The sequence below is a fragment of the Actinomycetota bacterium genome (assembly GCA_030774015.1).
Classification (GTDB): Bacteria; Actinomycetota; UBA4738; order UBA4738; family JACQTL01; genus JALYLZ01.
On the sequence record JALYLZ010000025.1, the window covers coordinates 1 to 19,357 of the forward strand.

The following is a 19,357-nucleotide window of genomic DNA, read 5'->3' on the forward strand; positions in this document are numbered from 1 at the left end:
GGACCGGCGCGCCCGGTCCCGGACGGCGGTGATCGCGAACCACGCGGAGGCCACGACCGCCAGCACCGTCAGCACGAGGGCGGGAAGGGAGCGCACCAGGGATCCGCTCGAGGGCTTCCCGACCTGCCCCACGGCGAACACTCCCAACGACGTGACGTCGCTGATGGTCTGGAGCTGGACCCCCGTGTCGGTGGTGGTGAGCGCCCGCCAGGAGGTCCCCCGCACGGATTGCAGCGTCCGGTGGCGGTACGTCCCCGCCGTGGCCGGATACGCGAGCTCGATCCGAGCCGGTCCGGCGAACCTCCCGACGGGGTTCCCGTCGGGGCGGTACACCGCCTGGAACCGGTAGGCGTTTCCGACGATCGTCATGCCCCGGGGCGGGGAATCGAAGGAGGCCGGGTCGAACGGGATGATGGTCAGCCGGACGCTGCGCTGACCGCTGGCCGACGCGATGGCTCCCTTCTCCAGGATCAGCGTGGCCTGGAGGTCCGGGGTGCTGAACACGCCGGCCGCGGAGCCGTCCGCCGCCAGGTCGACGGAGAACGAGCCGGCCGCCGGGGGTTGGTTCCCGGCGGCGAGGGCAGGCGGGGGGCTCACCCACCGGTACGGGGGTGGGGGCCCGAAACCGTCCAGCAGCGGACGACCGGCCACCAGGCCCAGCCACCCGGCCGCCCCGGTCGCCAGCACGTAGGCGGCGGCCAGCGCCGCCCCGGCCATCGCGGCGCGATGCCGAGCCTTCACGTGCCAAGGGGGATAGCCTGGATCGACGACCGGGCGAACCGGGGCGGCCAGACCACCACGCGATGGTCGACGCCGGTCCACTCCCAGATCACGCTGGACGCGTTCAGGTTGGTCCCGGCCTGGCGCGATCCCGGCGCCCCGAACGCCAGCCCGCTGCCGTTCGGAAGCTCCCCGATTCCCAGGTGCATCCCGCGGGCGGCGGCAGCCACCGCGTCCGGCGTCATCGCGGAGGCGCGGGGCATGACCCAGTGGAACAGTGCCCACGCCGCGGCGAAGCCGGCCAGCGCCGGCGCCTCCATCTCCTCGCCGAAGCGGTCCTCGTACATCCGGGCGGCCTGCCGGAGCACGTCCCGGGCCTCGCCGCTCAGTCCCGCCTGATCGAGGTACTCGGCGTCGGGCTTGTCGGAAGCGAACACGCCCACCGCCTGGGGTCCCAGGGCCGCCCCGAACGCCGGCATGCAGTAGCTCGACGAGCTGCCGATGTTCGCCACCAGCGGCACGTGCTGGGACACGATGGCCTTGCGGATGGCCACGCCGTCCTGGAGATATGCCGCCACGAACAGCACGTCCGGGCGAGCCGCGGCGATCCGCCGAACCAGCGACGAGGCGTCCAGCGTCTGCGCGTCGTACGGGAACAGGCCCGCGTCGTGCAGCCCGAGCCTCTCGATCTCCGCCACCGCCCCGCCGGACACCGCCCGGCCGTAGGGGTCGTCCACCCCGGTCACGGCGAATCGGAGCGAGCCGGGGTCCTTGTCCAGCATCGGGGCCAGGCGCCGGGCCACGAAGGCCACCGCCGATCGCCCCAGCTGGCGGCCGGAGGGAGCCACCCGGAACACCAGCCGTCCGGCCCCGACCCTGGTCATCTCCCCCACCGCGCCGGTCTCCCAGAACAGCATGCCGTTGCGGGCAGCCATGGCCTCGGCGGGACGGGAGATGGTGCTGCCGTAGCTGCCGATCACGACCTGGACGCCGTCACGCTTCAGCGAGGAGATCGCCGACGGCACGGCGTCCGAGCCGGGCACGTCGATCGCGCGGAGCTCGATCTGGCGCCCGTCCACGCCGCCGTCGGCGTTCACCAGGTCGACCGCGATCTGCGCGCCCCGGTACTCCTGGAGGCCGCCCGGTCCCTGGGACCCGGACAGCGGATAGACGGCGCCGACGACGACCCGGTCCTGTCCCCGGGAGCACGCGGAGGCGACCAGAGCCAAGACGAGGACGAGGACCAGGCCCCCGGACACCGCCCTGGCACCTCGCCGCGCGCGCCTCATGCCTTCACCTCGAAGGCCACCTGCTCGAACACGCGAGGATCGAACGGCAGGTGGTCGCTGGCCACGAACTCGACCCGCAGCACGTGGCTCCCCGGCTTCACGTTCGCGATGGTGTTGTCGAGCTGGTAGTTCATCGAGATGACCTTGTCGTCCAGATAGAGGTGGACGTGTCCGGTGGTGGGCGTGATGTGCGTCGTGGTGGCCTGCACGATCTTCGCGTTCTCGAGCTTCAGGCGCACGTGGACGACCGAGCCCTTGACGACCTCGCCGTTGGTCGGCGACAGGATGGTCAGCTTGGCCGGGCTGCTGGGGCGGGCCGCCGGCGTGGTGCCGCCGGCCGCTGCCTTGCCCCCGGAGCACCCCGCCAGCACGAGCGCCGCCACCACGAGCAGGGTGAGCAGGATGGTTCGATGCCTCCTCACATCTCGTTCCTTTCCACTCACGTTCCGATTGTCTGCCTGAAATATCCGGAGACCGGGTTACCGGCGGACGGGTTGGCCTGGATCAGGAAGGTCCACGTCCCCGACGTCAGCTCGAGGTTGGCGGCGAAGTGTCCCCGGTCGAACCGGATGAGCTTCAGGTCGAGTGGCCGGCCGGACGGGTCGAGCGCGGTGGCGGTGGCGCTCCCGATGGGGAGCTCGCTGCCCGAGGCCCGGAAGAACGTGAAGTGCACCACGTCCGGCCCCGGCGCCCCCGGATCGATGTAGGTCTGGAGCGAGTCACCCTGCGGAAGCGTGATGGTGTACAGAGTGGGTTGCCCTTTCTCCTCAGCCACCGAGACCGTCTGCGGGGGAAGCTTCGGTTGGAGCTTCAGGGGGACCTCCGTGGCGGTGGTGGCCCGCTGGACCACGACCGAGGCGTCCCACGTGCCGAACTGCGAGATCACGGTGCCCCGGCCCGTCCACAGTCCGTCCGCGGCCCGCTCGAGCGCGAGGGTGGGCGTTCCCAGGTCGGGCCGTCCCGGCATGCTGAACCGCAGCTGAACGCCGCGCGCGTCGACCGGCCGGCCGGTGTCGTAGTCCGTCACCCTGGCCTGGAACGTGTTCGGCCCCACCGTCCCGGGCGTCACCGTGAGCCGGACCTTCACGGTGGTGGCGAAGTCGTTCCCGGTCACCACCAGCGGCTGAGCGGCCTGGTTCGTGCCGGGACCTTGGAGGTTCACCTGGTTGGCGGGCGGGAGGCTCGACAGGACGGCCGCCGCCGCCAGCACCCCCGCCGCCAAGAACAGCTCGCCTCCCGCGGTGCGCCGGAGGGCCCCCACCCGGCGGGTGCCCGCGGTGACCTGCGGCACGTTCACGTAGCGGTTCCTGGCCGCCAGCACCAGCAGCACCACGAACAGGGCCACCTTGATCAGCAGGGCGACGCCGAAGCCAGTATCGACGAGCCCGTGCACGACGCGGGTGGTGCCGACCTCGCTGATGGCCCGCTGGACGCCCGTCACCGCGATCACCACGACCGCCACCAGGGCCATCTGTGAGAACCGCCGGATGGCCGTGGCCCGCTCGGGACCCTCGACCTTCCTGGTGGCGAGGACCAGCCAGGCCAGTCCGCCCACCCACAGGCCCACCGCCAACAGATGGATCCACTGGACCCCGACGTCGAACCAGGACAGAGACCCCGAGGACGACGCGTGGCTGTCCATGGCGTGCAGCAGCATCGTGACGGCGGCAACCGCCGCCATCACCGCGAGCGTGGCCCGGCTCCGCTGCCACATCACCATTCCCACCGCTCCGCCCAGGCCGACCAGCCCCACCGCCTGGAGGATCAGCTTGGTCCCGGACGAGGAGTTCAGGAGGGCCCCGATGGAAACGCCGATCTGCGACGCCTCGGACTGCGTCATGACCGCCAGGCCGACCGCGGCCACCACCCATGACCCGGCCAGCAGGATCCGGCGGGGCGGGGGGCCGACGCCGGACGCGAGGATGCCCACGATCCCGGCGGACAGGAGCAGGGCCAGGCCCCAGTAGAGGAGCCATCGGCCGGTCACCGCCACGGGCGAGAGCGGCGGGGATGACGACACCGATGGCTGGCCGGTCGTGGCGGTGGGCGCCTCGCCGATTCCGAACGAGAACGACCCCGCCGTGACGTGCCCGTCCGATTTCGACAGGGCCCGCCAGCTCACGGTGTAGACGCCGTCGGGCAGGTCCTTCGGCACGGACACCACCCACTGGAGCTCGTTGTCCGCCACGGGGCGCGCCGCCGAGGATTCCACGGGCTGCCCCTGCTCGTTCAGCACGTGGATGAACGAGAGCTTCGGATCCGGCGGTTCGGTGAACGTGACGGTCACCTGGCCCGGGGAGGAGGACAGGATGGCGCCGTTCGCCGGGTCGGAGCTCCGAACGAGCGCGTGGGCCCCGGCCGCCGAGGCGGTGGCGACGACCACCGCCCCCGCGACCAGCAGGACGATCAGGGCCCGGCGACGCATCTCGTGCTCAACCCTCCCCTGCCCGCGGAATCGGCCGCCGGGACCGGAGCAGCGCGGCCACGGCGATGAGCACGCCCACCATGCCCACCGCGATGCCGGCGATCCCGAACGTCTTCCCCGAGTCCCCCGCCGACTTCGCGGCGTCGACCTCGGCGGTCAGCGTGCCCACCTCCCGGACCACGGTGTCCACACGAGGACCGAGCCGTCCCACCAGCTTCGAGACCTCGGTCAGGGTGGGCAGCTTCGTGGGGAACTCCACACCACGGGGGTCGGTCGCCTCGTCGAACGTGGTCGGCCCGGAGGTGAAGCTCTGGTCGATGCTCTGGGTCCCGATGGAGCCGAAGAAGTGAAACGTGTAGGGGCCGGGCGCCGTGGGGAAGAACCACCCCCGGTAGTCCCCGGGCGTCCCCAGGCCCGTGTCCGGGTCGAAGGTCGGCTCCAGGGGCAGCTGGATATTCTGGCTCTGGTACGTGACCTCCAGCTTCAGGGAATCGGTGAGGTTCGTTACCGGCTTCCCGTTCGCCTGCTCCAGGATCAGCTGCACGCTGTTCTGCTGCCCGACATAGACGGGCTCCGCCCCGAAGCCGACGGTCAGGATGTAGTTGCCCACCCTCTTCACGACGTGGGCCGACGCGGGCCCCGCCGAGAGGATGGTGAACGTCGTCGCGCCCAGCAGCGCGATCGCTGACAGCGCGGCCAGTCTCTTCACCTGCTACCTCCCGTTCGTCTCGGTGGACCCCTTCATGCCCGGGCGCTCGGCGTTCCGAGCGCGCATGTGGCCGGAGAAGGGGAACGAGTCGGTTACCGAGGAGGAGGTCCGCGCACGCCACCCGCGCCGGCGAGGGCCGGCACGAGCCGCACGGCGGCGGAGGCGGGTCGGGGCGCGGTGGCTCGGGCGCGGGGCGGCGGGTCCGGGCGGAGCGCTTCCACCAGGGACGCGGCGGCCCGTCCGAACCACAGCAGGAACAAAGCCCCGGCGCAGGCCACCACGACCTGCGCGGCCAGGCCCAGGAAGAAGACCTGGTGGTCCAGCATGTGCGCCAGCGGGGCGCCGGTCACCAGGCGTTCCACCACTTCCATGCCGGTGAACGCGGCGACCTGCACGGCCGCCAGGCGCCGGGATACCGTCGCGAAGCCCTCGGCCGCCGGCTGGGACCGATCGCGCGCGACGCGGCCCACCACGACGGCCAGCCCGGCCACGGCCAGGACGACCGCGAGCCGGACCGCTTTCAGCCAGTAGGAGTGGCCGGCCTCCTCGAGCGCCTGCTGCCGGAGCGCGGCTGCCGGGAAGGCGACCGTGTACGCCAGCCAGTGGCCCAGCAGGACCCCCACCGCCGCCGTGCCGGCGAGGGGAAGACCCCGGAGCGCGGAGCGTCTTCGCACCGGCTCAGGATACAGCGGGGTACCGACAAGAACCGGGGCCACCCGCTACGAACCGTCCGCCCGGCCGGCTGGGCGGCTTGGGGCCTGGCCCGCCGCGCAGTCGTCACAGGTCCCGAAGATCTCCACGGTGTGCGAGACGTCGTGGAAGCGCGCCGCGCGGGCCACCGCCTCCGCCCATCGCTCGACCTCCGGCCCCTCGAACTCGACGGTCTTGCCGCAGCTCCGGCAGATCAGGTGGTGGTGATGCGACTCGGCGGCGCACCGCCGGTACACGGTCTGGCCGCTGGCCGTGCGGAGCACGTCCACGGCCCCTCGGTCGGCCAGGAGCGCCAGGTGCCGGTACACGGTGGTCAGGCCGACCCGGCGCCCCCGCCGGCGAAGCTCGGCGTGGATCTCCTGAGGGGCCCGGAACTCGGCGACGTCGTTCAGGACCTCGTTGATGGCGTCGCCCTGCCTGGTGGCGTGGCGGACTCGCCCCGGTTCCATCGAGCTCATGCGCGCGTCCCCCCGGCCTCGTCCCCGCCGCCCGCGATGGGAGCGATGTCCGAGGGCAGGCGACCCGGGACCTGCCCTTCCAGACGAGCCGTCACCGGCCGGGCCCGGCTCGCGCTCCGCCCTCGACCCCGCCCCAGAGCCCGGGCCACCACGTACACCGCGAAGCTGATCGCGCTGATGAAGAAGCTGGTGGGCCACGGCTTCACCAGCGAGAGCAGGATGCCGCCCTCCGTCGCACCGAACGCGATGGCGATGCTCAGGGCCACCGACAGCAGCGGGCGGGCCGTCAAGCGGGTGGCCGCCGCCGCCGGGGTGATCACCAGCGTGAGCACCAGCAGCACGCCCACCACCTGGATGGCCTCCGCGGTGGTGAGGGCCACCAGGAGCAGCAGGAGGATGGAGATGAGGCGCAGGGACACGCCCCGGGCCTCGGCGGCCTCCGGGTCCACGCTCGCGAACAGCAGGGGGCGGTAGGCGAAGGCCAGCACGGCCAGGACCAGCACCGCGATGCCGCCCAGGGCCGCCACCTGGGCGTCGTTCACCCCCACGATGCTGCCGAACAGCAGGTTCGTGGCCGCCGTGGCGTATCCGCGGTACAGCGAGATGAGCAGGACGCCGACCCCGAGCCCGAACGCCAGGAACGACCCGATGGCCGCGTCGCGCTCCCGGCCCCGGACCGTCAGCACGCCCAGCACCGCGCCAACCGTGAGCGATCCCACGAACAACCCCGCGACCGGGGACACACCCAGCACCAGCGCGCCGGCCGCTCCGGTGAACCCGAGCTCGGACACCGCGTGGACGGCGAAGCTCATGCCCCGGATGACCACGAATACGCCGATCGCCCCGGCCAGCAGCGACACCACCGCTCCCGCCAGCAGCGCCGTGTGCACGAAGTGTTGGCCCAGCAGGCTGGTGAAGCTCACGAGTCGTCCCCGTCGTGCCGGTGGGCGTGCTGGTGCGCGTGGCCCGGTTCCCCCAGCGCCGTGTCGGGCTCGTCGGGAGCTCCCACCACGATGACCCGGCCCCTGATGCGGAGCACGTCGACGTTCGTTTCGTACAGCCGGGACAGCGTCTCGCTGGTCAGCACCTCGTCGGGCGAGCCCACCGCCCACGACCCCGGCGCCAGGTACAGCACCCGGTCCACCACCGGAAGGATCGGGTTGATCTCGTGGGTCACGAACAGCACCGTCGTCCCGTGCCGGCGCCGCCGGCCATCCAGCAGGTCGACCACCACCCGCTGATAGCTGAGGTCCAGGGACAGCAGCGGCTCGTCGCACAGCAGCAGGGCGGGATCCGAGACCAGCGCCTGGGCCACCCGGAGGCGCTGCTGCTCGCCCCCGGACAGCAGGCCGACCGGCGCGTCGGCGTACGCCTCGGCCTCCACCGCGGCGATGGCCGCGTCGACCAGGTCGCCGTGGCCGGTGGCGGGGCGCGCCAATCCCCACCGGTGCCCATCCAGTCCAAGGTGGACCAGGTCGCGCCCACGCAACGGGAGCGCCGGGTCGAACGCGCGCTGCTGGGGAACGTACCCGACCAGGGGGCTCCCCCGGCGGGGGGGCCGCCCCAGCACCCGCACCATCCCCGCGCTGAGCTCGGACAGTCCCAGCAGGATCCGCAGCAGCGAGGTCTTCCCCACCCCGTTCGGCCCCAGCACGGCCACGAACTCCCCCCGCCGGACCTGGAGGTCGAGGTGCTCCCACAGCGAGCGGTGGCCGTACCGGAGGGAGGCTCCCTCCAGCTCCACCACGGCCGTGTCCCCGGAGCTGCTCATCCGCCCAAGGCCCTGCCCAGCGCCCGGACCTGCCCGAGCTGCCACTGCTGGAACGACAGGCCCGACGGCAACGTCTCCGTGACGGGAACGACCGGGATCCCGTTCTCCCCCGCCAGCTGCCGCATCCGGTTCGTGATCGGCGAGGTGGCCTGGCTGTTGTACAGGAGCACCCGGACCTGACGTCCCCGCATCAGCGCCTCCATGGCCGCCACGGCCTGGGGCGACGGGTCGTTCCCTTCCTCGATGGCCCTGGCGAAGTCCGGCGGCGTCCGCACCACCAGTCCGGCCGCCTGGAGCAGGTACCCGGGAACGGGCTCTGTGTACGCCACCGGCGTCCCGGCGCTCCCCGAGCGCAGGTCGTCGACCGCGGTTCGCAGCGGCCCGAGCGACCGGTCGAACCGGGCCAGGCGATCCTGGAAGGTGCTCCGGTGCGCGGGATCGGCCGCGCCGAGCGCGTCGGCGATGGCCTTCGCCATATCCGGGGCCCGCGGGACGTCGTACCAGATGTGCGGGTTCGCGCCGGGGCCGCTGATGTGGAGCACGTCGGCGATCGTGACCACCCTCCGGTCCGGGTTGGGCGAGGCCGACAGGAGCCGGTCCATGAACGCGTCGTACCCCAGGCCGTTCACGATCACCACCCGCGCGTCCGCTACCGCCGCGGCGTTGGCGGTCCCCGGCTCGAACAGGTGGGGATCCGCGTTCGGATCCGACAGGATGGAGGTCACGCTCACGTGGGGGCCGCCCAGCTGCTCGGCGATGTCGCCGTAGAAGTTCTCCGCGGCCACCACGGAGATCCGGTCACCCGCGGCCGACGATCCCCCGCACGAGGCGAGGCAGCCCGCCACCAGCAGTACGCCGGCGAGGACGATGAACCGGAACACACCTCTGGGCTTCCTTCTCCGTCGCACTCTTCCGAAATGAAAACCGATTTCAATTTCAACGTCAACTTCGGCGTGGTCGATGACGGGATGGCGCTCGGAAGCAAGTTCCGGGATCCAGGTGGGACCGGTCCGTCGACCTGCGAGATCAGGATCGGGGGACTAGCGGGGTGGGCAGACCACCCGGAGGTAGGGGTAGGGGTCGATCGAGCCGTTCAGCTCGGACTGTCCGTAGGCCGAGCGCCACAGACCCGAGGGCATCGAGTTGGGGTGCCACTCGAAGTGGTCGTGGGTGGGCCCGCCGGTGGCGTCGCCCGTGTTGCCGACGAACCCCACCACGGTCCCGGCCTTCACCGGCCCGAGCTGCCCGAACGCCACGAGGTGCGCGTTGTAGACGTACCCCTGGGCTCCGTAGACCGAGACCGCGTTCCCGCCCACGGTATTGGTCGAGTTGACCGCATTCCCGTCGAACGGCGCCACGATGGGGGTCCCGAGGGCGGACAGCAGGTCGTTACCCATGTGCAGGTGGTATCCGCCGCAGCTGGCGTCGCCGCTGGTGCACCGGGGCGCCCCGAAGTCGTCCGAGTACGCGTAGGTGCCCATCACGGGGCAGATCAGGAAGGGAAACCCGGCCGGCAGCACCCTCTGGTTACGCAGGGCGAAGGTTCTGCCGATACGGGAGAGTGATGACCCCGAATCCTTGCCCGAGCCCTTCCCCCGATGGCCGGCCCCCTGTTTCGTCGACCCCTTGGCCGAACCCTTCCCGTGGGCAGCCTTCTGGACGACGCGGGCGTCTCCCCGGATCGCTCCCGGCCCCGATGGGTCCGGTATGTCCCCACCGGGGCCCTGCCGGGCCACGGTCTGGGTGGGAAGCGCCGCCTGGGCGTGCACGCCGACGTACTGGCCGCATCCCGCGGCCACCAGGGCAACGATCGAGAGAAGGACGAACCGCTTCATGGGCCCCCCGTGCCTCTCGGTATCCCCGGAGCGCGGGGCCCGCAAACAGTTCCAGAAGCTTGACTTCGTCCGTTTGCCCAGGTAGGAAGGCTCGCTTGGCATGATGGATGACCGGGGACATTCGCCACGGCGCCCTCGCCCGCGCTTCCGCCTGCGCCTTCAGCGATTGGGAGGCGCCGCCGCCGCATTCCTGCTGTTCGCCGGGGCGTTCGCCCCCGGCGCCCATGCCGGCGTCAAGTCCACCAAGTCCCAGATCCAGCAGGAGAAGGCCCGGCTCGGTGTCCTGGAGAACCAGATCGCGGCGGAGCGGGACCAGCTGGACAAACAGCGGGCGCTGCTCCAATCGCTCCAGGGCTCGCTGAACGACCTGGCCGCACAGATCGACCGCGTCCAGACCCGCTACAGCGAGATCGAGGGCCAGGTCATGGAGACGCGGGCCGACCTGGCCCGGACCCAGGCCCGGTACGAGCGGCTCCGGGGCCGCCTGGACGATCGGGCCCGATACGCCTACGAGACCGGCCCCGCCGGCGACCTGGCCTTCTTCCTGAGCTCGGAGTCGCTGACCTCGCTCTCCGACCGGGTCGAGTTCATGAACGAGCTGTCGCGCAACGACGCCGACCTGGCCAACTCGGTCCAGAACCAGTCCAACACCCTGGTGACCAAGCGGCAGGGCCTGGAAGGGCTGCTGGCCCAGCAGGCGGCCAGCCTGAACGAGTACCAGCAGGTCCAGACGGCGCTCGACGCGAAGTTTGCCGAGCAGCAGCACCTGTACGACCAGCAGCAAGCCCTGGTCGACGACCTCAACAGCAAGGCCGCCGAGGTGAACAGCCTGCTCGGCAAGCTCCAGCACAAGCTGAAGCAGGAGCAAGTGGCCGCGGCACGAGCCGCCGCGGCGGCGGCCGGGGTGCTGCTCATCAACGGAAAGGGGCCGTTCCAGCGCTGCCCCGTATATGGTCCGCACGCCTACAGCGACAGCTTCGGGGCGCCCCGATACGCCGGCGGCTACCACCCCCACGCCGGGAACGACATCATGGCTCCCCGGGGAACGCCGATCGTGGCACCGTTCCCGGGCAACGCGTACGAGGACCCCAACGGACTGGGCGGCAACGCCTTCATCCTCCGGGGCAGCCAGGGCTACGTGTACGGCGCACACCTGGACAGCTACGGGACGATGGGCAACGTCTCCACCGGAACCGTCCTCGGCTACGTCGGCGACTCCGGCGACGCCCAGGGCGGGCCCACCCACCTCCATTTCGAGTGGCACCCCAACGCGATCCCGTCCAACCCGTACCGCTCGGTGTACGGCTACACCGTCATCGGGTCCGCCGTCGACCCGTACCCGTACCTGAACCTGGTCTGCTGAGCCTGCGGCGCCGGCTCGCCCCGGTCTACTCGGGGGAGACCAGCTGGGAGAGCATCTGGGCGGGGAACGCCGCCGCCATGACGTCGTCCGTGCGGTCCGAGGCGGGCACGTCCGACGGCCTGGCCGACACCTGCTCCTTGTCCAGGGCCAGCATGAACGCCGCCACCTGCTCCATGTCCAGCCCCAGACCCTTCAGCTTGGCCTGGTCCAGGTAGGTCCACCCCGGCCGGATCTTCTGGGCCAGCGGCGACTTCGTGGACGCGTGGAAATGAGACTCCAGCGAGGCGTCCACCGAGTTCACCTTGATGGGGGTGGCGCCGCTCACCGTGGTGGCGGCGCTGTGGCCGTGGTCGGCGGTGACCAGCAGCACCCACTTCCCCTCCCCCACCTGCCGGTTCAGGAAGTCGATCAGCACGGGGAGGTTGGCGTCCTGGATCCGGACGCTGTCGCGTTCCTCCAGGCTGGACGCCGTGAACAGGTGCCCGATCTCGTCGATCAGCTTGTAGTTGATGAAGAACAGGTCCGGCGCGTCGTGGTGGCCGAACCCCTCCCGGATGATGACCTCCTCGATGGCGCGCTGCTGGAACGGGACCCGGGCCGGGGTGTTGAACCCGAAGTTCAGGGAGCTGATGTCGTGGCCCTGCCACTTCCCGTCCTTCACCCCGTCGGCCTTCTCGGCCACCGGGAAGTACGTGGAGATGGGCGGGAGGTCGTTCACGTAGTCCGGGAACCGGTAGTACGGGGCGGTCTGGTTGCCCAGGCCCCAGGCGATGCCCTCGGCCCCCTCGCCGCCGCCCTTCTCGCGCAGCACGACCACCGGCTGCACGTTCGGATCGGCCTGCGAGCCGTGGCCCAGCATCGCCACATGCCACGACAGCGTGGCGAACAGGCCCGTGGCGGCCCTGCTCCCCATGGCCGCCGCGTACTGGTCGGCGAAGGTCGGCGTGAGCAGGCCCGACGGTCCCCGGGACCACGGGTCGGCCAGGCTTCCGTCCGGCCACCGCACGAAGTTGTCGAGGATCCCGTGGCGGCGCGGGAACGCACCCGTGCCGATCGTGGCGTGGATGGGCGCCGTGCTGGAGGGGCTCGAGCCGATCGTGGCGTTCCCGTACCAGGTGCTCTTCGGCAGCAGCGCCTTGAGCTGGGGCCAGGAGTCCGGCCACAGGTTCAGGACGTAGTTCCCACCGGCGTCCCACACCAGGACCACGACGAGCTGCGGCTGCGGCGCGCTCGGGTCGATGACCTCGTCCATTGCGTGACCGTCGGGGGCCTGGAAGCCGGTGAACCCCACCAGCTTCGCCAGCGTGGACGCCACGTCGGCGGAGGTGACGGGGCGGTCGATCTTCCCCCGAGCGGGGACGATCCCGGGGCCGTACCACAGCACGGGCACGTCCTGGGTGTAGGGCCAGGGCGTGGTGTGGCTGATCCCGCCGTCGAAGTAGTTGAACCCGATGGGGACGGTGATGACCTCGCCGGCCCGGTCGGCCATGTATCCCTGATGAAGCCGCAGCAGGACCTCCTGGGGAAGCGACCGCGCCGCCCGAAGCTGCTGCTGGAGCAGGGCGCTGACCTGCTGCGGGGGGATGGTTGGCCTGGAAGTGGTGCCCACCCTGCCGCCGGTGCACGCGGCCAGCAGCGCCGCCAGCCCCGATGCCGCCGCGCCGCCCAGGAACGCCCGTCGGGACACCGGTGATCGGGTCGCGGCCTCCCAGAACCGTTCCTGGTCACTGTCCGCTCGTCCCCCGTGCATGCACCGATGGTACTGCGGCGGCCAGGGTTGACCAATGGGGCACTTGGTAGGAAAGTGCTCGAACTCACAGCCTCGAGCCGGCGGCGCCTTGCCTCGCCGGGGCTCGCCGTCACGGTGGGGGAAGGTCCAGTGAACGGAACGCAAGCTCACGAACACCCGGGCATCAGCCGGAGGTCGTTCCTGGCGGGTGCGGCCTCGGTTCCCCTGTCCATGCTGCTGGCGAACCGCCTGCCCGCCCTGGCCGGAGCGGCCGCCCCGGGCATCACCGGGACCCAGGCCGCCTGCGCCCTGCCCCAGGACGTCCTGACCCGCATCCAGCGGGGGTACCGGGCGGACCGGTGCGGCCAGCTCATGATCGTTCCCCGCGGCTTCAACTACGTGAGCGGCGGGATCAGCCACTCCACGCCGTGGGGCTACACGCAGGACATACCCGTGCTGTGGTACGGGCCCGGCGTCATCAGGGCCCAGGGCAAGGTGAACCGCTTCGTGACCTCGGCCGACATCGCCCCCACCGTGGCCAAGCTGGCGGGGTTCACGGACTTCAAGGCCCCCGACGGGACCGTCATGGACGAGGCCATCGTGCCGGGGGCCGCGCCGAAGCTGGTGGTCGTTCTGGTGTGGGACGCCGGCGGGCGCTACGTCCTGAACCTGTGGCCGCGCATGTGGCCCAACCTCAAGGGCCTCATCCCGAAGGGGACCTGGTACGAGAACGCATCGGTGGGTTCGAATCCCTCGAACACCGCCCCCATCCACGCCACCATCGGGACGGGAGCGTTCCCGCGGACACACGGGGTCGTCGACAACATCATCCGGTTCTCCGACGGGAAGCTGGCCGACCCATGGTCCCGCGGCCCGGGGGCCATGCTCGTCGACACCCTGGCCGAGCAGTACCAGGCGGCCATGGGGAACAAGGCCGAGGTGGGGATGTGCGGAACGCTGAACTGGCATCTCGGCATGCTCGGCCACGGCACCCAGAACGGAGGTCCGCGCACGCTGGCCGTCCTGAAGGACAAGTCGGAGGACTCCGCGACCTCGCACCATCGGTGGGGCATGCCCCAGGACCTGGCGGACTTCTATCGCTTCCCGGGATACGTGAACGACCTGCCGCCGCTGCTGCACTACTTCGACGTGGCGGACCGCTCCGACGGCAAGACGGACGGGAGGTGGCGGGGCCACGACATCGCCGCCCAGCAGGGCGGGTTCCACACGCCGGCGCGGATCCCCTTCCAGACCGCGGCGATCCAGAAGGTCGTCACCCAGGAGGGGTTCGGGCACCACGACAAGCCGGACCTGCTGTTCCTGAACTACAAGATCATCGATGAGATCGGCCACCTGTACAGCGCGTCGAGCGGCGAGATGCACGACACCATCGGCGTGCAGGACGCGTATCTGGCCTCGTTCATCGCCTTCCTGAACGAGCAGGTCGGGTCGGGGAAGTGGGCGCTGCTGGTTACGGCCGACCACGGGCACACGGCCGCGCCGTCGGTGAGCGGCGGAATCCCCATCCGGGAGTCCGGGCTGCACTCGGGGCTGATCTCACGCTTCGACAACGACGGCGACGGCGTGGTGGCGTTCCCGAAGCTCCGCCCCATCTGGCTGAACGTCAACCAGCAAGAGATCCAGGCCAACGGCCACACGCTGGAGAACGTGTCCGACTACGTCAGCGGCTACAAGCAGGGCGGCCAGAAGGTCTTCGAAGCGGCCTTCGCCTCGTCGATCCTGTCCCACCTCGCCTGCGGCTGAGCGCAGCGCGTTTCAGAACCGTGGGGTCTCGGTGTACTCGCCGAACACCTGGCGGAGCGCGTCCACGATCTCGCCTTCGGTGCAGTAGGCCCTGGCGCAGTCCACCAGCAGCGGGATCAGGTTGTCGTCGCTCGCCGCCCCGGACTTCAGCCGCGCCAGCGCTTCGGTCGCGGCCTCGCCGTCCCGTCCTTCCCGGGTCCGTCTGACCGTGGCGATCTGGCGCCCTTCGGTCTCCGGGCCGATGATCAGCGTGTCGATGGGCTCGTCGTTCGGGTCGACGAACTCGTTCACCCCGACCTTCACCATCCGGCCCTTCTCGTACAGGGATTGCTCCCGGAACGCGGCGTCGGCGATCTCGCCCTGGAAGTAGCCCCGCTCGATGCCCACCAGCATCCCTTCCAGCATCGACCCCCTGCCCATCTGGTCGATCTTCGCGAAGTACTCCTCCGCCAGCTCCTCCATCCGGTCGGTCAGCGCCTCCACGAGGTAGGAGCCGCCCAGCGGATCGATCACGTTCGCCACGCCCGTCTCGTGGGCGATGATCTGCTGCGTCCGAAGGGCGATCTGGGCCGCCTTCTCCGTGGGCAGCGCGAGCACCTCGTCGAGCGCGTTCGTGTGCAGCGACTGCGTGCCGCCCAGGACCGCCGCCAGCGCCTCGATGGCCGTTCGCACGATGTTGTTCTCCGGCTGCTGCGCGGTCAGCGAGACGCCGGCGGTCTGCGTGTGGAACCGCAGCCGCAGCGACTCGTCCTGTTGAGCGCCGTACCGCTCCCGGAGCCACCGGGCCCAGATCCGCCGGGCCGCCCGGTACTTCGCGATCTCCTCGAAGAAGTCCATGTGCGCGTTGAAGAAGAACGACAGGCCCTGCGAGAACCGGTCGACGTCGAGGCCCCGGTCCCGGCCCAGCTCGACGTAGGAGAACCCGTCGGCCAGCGTGAACGCGAGCTCCTGCGCGGCCGTCGAGCCGGCCTCGCGGATGTGGTACCCGCTCACGGAGATGGGGTGGAACTTCGGCACCTCGTTCGCGCAGAACTCGATGAGGTCGCCGATCAGGCGGAGGTGCGGCCGGGGCGGGAAGATCCACTCCTTCTGCGCGATGTACTCCTTCAGGATGTCCGTCTGGAGGGTGCCGTCGAGGGTCTTCCAGGGGACGCCCTGTTTCTCCGCGGCGGCCAGGAAGAACGCGAACAGGATGGTGGCCGGCCCGGAGATGGTCATCGACGTGGTGGTCTCGCCGAGCGGGATGCCGTCGAACAGCGCCTCGAAATCGGCCAGGGAGTCGGTGGCCACGCCGCACCGCCCCACCTCGCCCTCGCTGCGAGGGTCGTCGGAGTCGCGGCCCATCAGGGTGGGCATGTCGAACGCGACGGAGAGGCCACCCTGCCCCTGGGCCAGGAGGAACTTGTAGCGGCGGTTGGTCTCCTCCGGCGTGCCGAACCCGGCGAACTGCCGCATGGTCCACAGCCGGCCCCGGTACATGGAGGGGTACACGCCTCGGGTGAACGGGTACTGCCCCGGGTAGCCGAGGTCGCGTTCGTAGTCGAGGTCCTTGACGTCCGCCGGGGTGTACAGCGGCTGCAGCGGCTCACCCGACAGCGTCTCGAAGTCCGCGTCCCGCTCCGGGGCGGCGTGATACACCTCCCGCCACCGCTCCTGCTCGCGTTCGAACTCGGCGTCCGTCATCGTCTCGCTCCCCGTCTCGTTAGGAAGCCTCTGTCCAGACCAAGAGTAGCGTGGGGAGGGAGTGGCGCGGATGCCCGCGTCAGTGGCCGGCCGTCCCCTCGTAGGTGACGCCGCATCCGCCGCCGATGTTGTACAGGAACGTCCCCTGGACGATGGTTCCGCTGCTGCGCTGGATGAAGGTCCCGTCGATCGACCAGTGGAGATCCGGAGCGTCCGCCCGGAAGCCGGGACCGCCGCTGAGCGGCAGATTGCTGAAGGTCTTCCCGGGGATGTCCCCGTTCGATGCGACGGTCAGCGTGATCTCCGTTGCGCTCGCCCCGGAGCTCACCGTCAGGGACGGCGGCAGCACCCCCTTGCACTCGGGGTTCGGGGTGACGGTCGGAGACAGGGAGTAGGTCCCGAAGATGAAGCCGTTGTCCCCGCCCGGTCCTTTCGTCCCGGGGTTCTGGATGGGTTCCGGCGGCTTGTCGCACCCCTGTTCCTTCACCTCCTTCAGGACCGCACCGACCCGGCTCTTCATCAGGTCGTTCCAGAAGGTGACCTCCTTGTTGTACTTCTTGATGTCCGCCTCGTCGGGCTGGAATGCGAGCTTCGGCGTCGGAGTGTCCGGTGCCGACCAGATGCCCTTGTCGTAGGTGACGGTTCCGGAGAACAGCCCCAGCACCCGCTTCCCGCAGTCGTTGTCCGGAACGGCGCCGAACGTGGCCAGCTCGATCGGCCTGATGGGCGGTGGCTTCCCGGGACCGGACAGCTCGTTCTGGGCGTAGTTGATGGCCGCGCCCAGGCCCAGGCCGAGGAGGGCCGCCGTGCCCACGATCAGGATCCCCTCCAGTGGGCCGAGCTGGCCCCGCTCACCGCAGGGGTCCTCGGCCCGCGCCGCGCGCCACCGCGCGAACAGCTTCACGGTGTCCGTCCGGCTCGGACGGCCGCGCGCAGCCGGGAGCGGGCCCGCAGCGAGTAGACCCCCAGCAGCAGTCCGCCCGCAAGCGTCACGACGGCGCCGGCGCCCAGGTTGAGATGAGGCGTGACGGTTGCCGACGCCATCACCGCGGCGATCCCCGTGTCGATGGCCAGACTCGCCGCGAGGAGGCCGTAGCCGGGGCGCGGCGACCGTCGCGTCAGGAAGGGAAACGCGGCGAGGGCGCCGGCCAGCAGGGCCACCACAAGGAGCACGATCCCGGTGCTGGGGCCCCCGGCCGGCTGCCCCCGAAACATGGAGATGACGGGGAGGTCCCAGCTCGTGGCGGAGCGGCCATCCCGCCCCAGCCACGGCAGGAGGCTCCCCCCGAGCACGAGCGCCGCGGCCCCACCGAGGAACGCGAGATCGCGCGCGGTGCGGCCGGAGGAACCGAGGCCTTGCGGCTGGACGGCTGGAGGAGCCGGAGGAGCCGGAGGAACGGGAGGAGCGGCCATGGCCGGGTGAGCGGCAACATGCTCCGTCCAGGCTCGGCCATCCCAGTACCGGAGCGCGGAGGAACCCGAGGGGTCGGCGTACCAACCGGCCGCCGCCGACGCCGACGCCGGCGTGACGGGCCATGCCATCGCCCCGGCCGGCTCGGCGGCCGAGGCCACGTACTTGAGGGTGACGCCCTGTCCGATCCGGATCTCATCGCCGTCCACGAGGGCCCGCTGCGCGACCCGCTGGCCGCCCATGACCAACCCGTTCAGGCTCTGGAGGTCAACGATCACATGGCCGGCGCCGGACCTTCGAAGCTCAGCGTGGCGCCTCGACATCTCCAGGTCGTCCACAGGGATGTCGGAGCCGGGGTCCCGCCCCAGGACCATGACGTCGCGATCGAGGGGGAACTCCCGGGTCCAGGCCGGCGTCGTGACGAGGAGGCGTGCCGGATCCCCCTCGACTGCGGACATTCAACCCACCCCCCCCGGCGACCGTATCGCCGTCGCGGCTCCAGGGCAAGGGCCGGGCGCTCCGGCCGGGGCTCAGGCTTCCGGGGACAGGATGCGCTGGATCGTGTGTGCCGCTGCACCGTAGGGGTCGATGCGATGCTCGGCCAGGTCCTCGAGCAGGGGGCCGTCGGACAGGAATCCGGCGGCGTGGTCCTCCAGCCGGTATCCCACCATCCGCTTGACCTCCTCCACGATCCGGCGCCGCCGCTTCTCCTCCAGCGTTCCCGAGGACTCCTGGTGCTTGCGGTGGGACTCGATGGCGTCCCACAGGTCGTCGACGCCCTCGCCGTTCACCGTCGACGTCCGCACCACCGGTGGGATCCACTCGAGCTTCTGGCCCATCCTGAGCATGGATTGGATGTCCCGGGCCGCCTCGGCCGCTCCGTCCCGGTCGGCCTTGTTCACCACGAACACGTCGGCGATCTCCAGGATCCCGGCCTTGGCCACCTGCACCGCGTCGCCCCAGCCCGGCGAGACCACGACGAGCGTGGTGTCCGTGGCGTGGGCCACCTCCACCTCGGCCTGGCCCACCCCGACCGTTTCCACGATCACGAGCTGCTTCCCCGACGCGTCGAGGATCCGGACGGCCTCCGGCGCCGCCAGGGCCATCCCGCCGAGGTGGCCGCGCGTGGCCATGGACCGGATGAACACGGCGGGGTCGGTGGCGTGGGACTGCATCCGGAGTCGGTCCCCCAGCAGCGCGCCCCCGGTGAACGGCGAGGTCGGGTCGATCGCCAGCACCGCCACCGACAGGTCGTGCGCGCGGGCCGTTCGGACCAGCTCGGCGGCCAGGCTGGACTTCCCCACCCCGGGGGAGCCGGTCAGGCCGACCGTGTAGGCGTTGCCGGTGTGCGGGTACAGGCCGGCGGAGAGCTCGGCCAGCCCCTCGGCACCGTCCTCCACCATGGAGATGGCCCGGGCGACCGCGCGCCGATCCCCCGACAGGATCCGTTCCACCAGGGCCGTCGTGTCCACCGGCGGCAAGCGTACCG

17 protein-coding genes and 2 pseudogenes are annotated in these 19,357 nt (G+C 71.0%); 3 read left to right on the forward strand and 16 right to left on the reverse strand.

The features are described from left to right. The 6 genes from M3Q23_01495 to M3Q23_01520 all read right to left on the reverse strand — a co-directional run. Positions 1–741: hypothetical protein (locus M3Q23_01495; protein MDP9340787.1), on the reverse strand; the 741-nt coding region annotated here is incomplete at its 3' end. After that, positions 738–2,009 (reverse strand): ABC transporter substrate-binding protein, encoded by a 1,272-nt coding sequence (locus M3Q23_01500; protein MDP9340788.1) that lies wholly within the window; start codon positions 2,007–2,009, stop codon positions 738–740. The genes M3Q23_01500 and M3Q23_01495, both read right to left, overlap by 4 nt. Beyond that, the gene (locus tag M3Q23_01505; protein ID MDP9340789.1) at positions 2,006–2,431 is read right to left on the reverse strand and encodes a DUF6130 family protein; all 426 of its coding nucleotides are present in this window, start codon (positions 2,429–2,431) and stop codon (positions 2,006–2,008) included. Before M3Q23_01505 ends, M3Q23_01500 begins: the two co-directional genes overlap by 4 nt. A 17-nt stretch (positions 2,432–2,448) precedes the next feature. Beyond that, positions 2,449–4,434 (reverse strand): copper resistance protein CopC, encoded by a 1,986-nt coding sequence (locus tag M3Q23_01510; protein MDP9340790.1) that lies wholly within the window; start codon positions 4,432–4,434, stop codon positions 2,449–2,451. A 7-nt stretch (positions 4,435–4,441) separates the two neighbouring features. Then, positions 4,442–5,143 (reverse strand): hypothetical protein, encoded by a 702-nt coding sequence (locus tag M3Q23_01515; GenBank protein ID MDP9340791.1) that lies wholly within the window; start codon positions 5,141–5,143, stop codon positions 4,442–4,444. A 92-nt stretch (positions 5,144–5,235) separates the two neighbouring features. Continuing rightward, positions 5,236–5,817: a hypothetical protein gene (locus M3Q23_01520; protein ID MDP9340792.1), complete on the reverse strand. Its 582-nt coding sequence runs from the start codon at positions 5,815–5,817 to the stop codon at positions 5,236–5,238. On the opposite strand from M3Q23_01520, the pseudogene M3Q23_01525 reads away from it, so the two are divergent. Continuing rightward, positions 5,727–5,912: pseudogene (locus tag M3Q23_01525) on the forward strand (hypothetical protein). The gene M3Q23_01520 and the pseudogene M3Q23_01525 sit on opposite strands and share 91 nt — an antisense overlap. On the opposite strand, the gene M3Q23_01530 reads toward M3Q23_01525, so the two are convergent. The 5 genes from M3Q23_01530 to M3Q23_01550 form a co-directional block, all read right to left on the reverse strand. Next, the gene (locus M3Q23_01530) at positions 5,863–6,303 is read right to left on the reverse strand and encodes a transcriptional repressor (GenBank protein MDP9340793.1); all 441 of its coding nucleotides are present in this window, start codon (positions 6,301–6,303) and stop codon (positions 5,863–5,865) included. The pseudogene M3Q23_01525 and the gene M3Q23_01530 sit on opposite strands and share 50 nt — an antisense overlap. A 5-nt stretch (positions 6,304–6,308) precedes the next feature. Beyond that, a complete protein-coding gene (locus M3Q23_01535) occupies positions 6,309–7,235 on the reverse strand; it encodes a metal ABC transporter permease (protein ID MDP9340794.1) in 927 nt (308 codons plus the stop codon). Beyond that, positions 7,232–8,083, reverse strand: coding sequence for a metal ABC transporter ATP-binding protein (locus tag M3Q23_01540; GenBank protein MDP9340795.1), 852 nt, complete (start codon positions 8,081–8,083; stop codon positions 7,232–7,234). Before M3Q23_01540 ends, M3Q23_01535 begins: the two co-directional genes overlap by 4 nt. Next, positions 8,080–8,964 (reverse strand): zinc ABC transporter substrate-binding protein, encoded by an 885-nt coding sequence (locus M3Q23_01545; GenBank protein ID MDP9340796.1) that lies wholly within the window; start codon positions 8,962–8,964, stop codon positions 8,080–8,082. The genes M3Q23_01540 and M3Q23_01545 overlap by 4 nt, the downstream gene beginning before the upstream one ends. A gap of 159 nt (positions 8,965–9,123) precedes the next feature. Further along, positions 9,124–9,918, reverse strand: coding sequence for a M23 family metallopeptidase (locus M3Q23_01550; GenBank protein MDP9340797.1), 795 nt, complete (start codon positions 9,916–9,918; stop codon positions 9,124–9,126). Positions 9,919–10,084: 166 nt separating this feature from the next. Here M3Q23_01550 and M3Q23_01555 point away from each other — a divergent pair, with 166 nt between their 5' ends. Beyond that, entirely contained in the window at positions 10,085–11,281 is a 1,197-nt protein-coding gene (locus tag M3Q23_01555) for a peptidoglycan DD-metalloendopeptidase family protein (protein MDP9340798.1), read from the forward strand. Positions 11,282–11,669: 388 nt separating this feature from the next. Here M3Q23_01555 and M3Q23_01560 read toward each other — a convergent pair. Next, positions 11,670–12,533: pseudogene (locus tag M3Q23_01560) on the reverse strand (alkaline phosphatase family protein). A 708-nt stretch (positions 12,534–13,241) separates the two neighbouring features. Here M3Q23_01560 and M3Q23_01565 point away from each other — a divergent pair. Continuing rightward, positions 13,242–14,774, forward strand: coding sequence for an alkaline phosphatase family protein (locus M3Q23_01565; protein ID MDP9340799.1), 1,533 nt, complete (start codon positions 13,242–13,244; stop codon positions 14,772–14,774). A gap of 12 nt (positions 14,775–14,786) precedes the next feature. Here M3Q23_01565 and M3Q23_01570 read toward each other — a convergent pair whose 3' ends face one another. The 4 genes from M3Q23_01570 to meaB form a co-directional block, all read right to left on the reverse strand. Continuing rightward, positions 14,787–16,457, reverse strand: a complete 1,671-nt coding sequence (locus M3Q23_01570; protein ID MDP9340800.1) for a methylmalonyl-CoA mutase family protein — start codon at positions 16,455–16,457, stop codon at positions 14,787–14,789. Between the two features lie 79 nt (positions 16,458–16,536). Beyond that, entirely contained in the window at positions 16,537–17,361 is an 825-nt protein-coding gene (locus tag M3Q23_01575) for a hypothetical protein (GenBank protein MDP9340801.1), read from the reverse strand. Next, complete coding sequence (locus M3Q23_01580; protein ID MDP9340802.1) at positions 17,358–18,326, reverse strand: FHA domain-containing protein; 969 nt, start codon at positions 18,324–18,326, stop codon at positions 17,358–17,360. Before M3Q23_01580 ends, M3Q23_01575 begins: the two co-directional genes overlap by 4 nt. Before the next feature lie 72 nt (positions 18,327–18,398). Then, complete coding sequence (meaB, locus tag M3Q23_01585; GenBank protein ID MDP9340803.1) at positions 18,399–19,340, reverse strand: methylmalonyl Co-A mutase-associated GTPase MeaB; 942 nt, start codon at positions 19,338–19,340, stop codon at positions 18,399–18,401. Between the last annotated feature and the right edge of the window lie 17 nt (positions 19,341–19,357).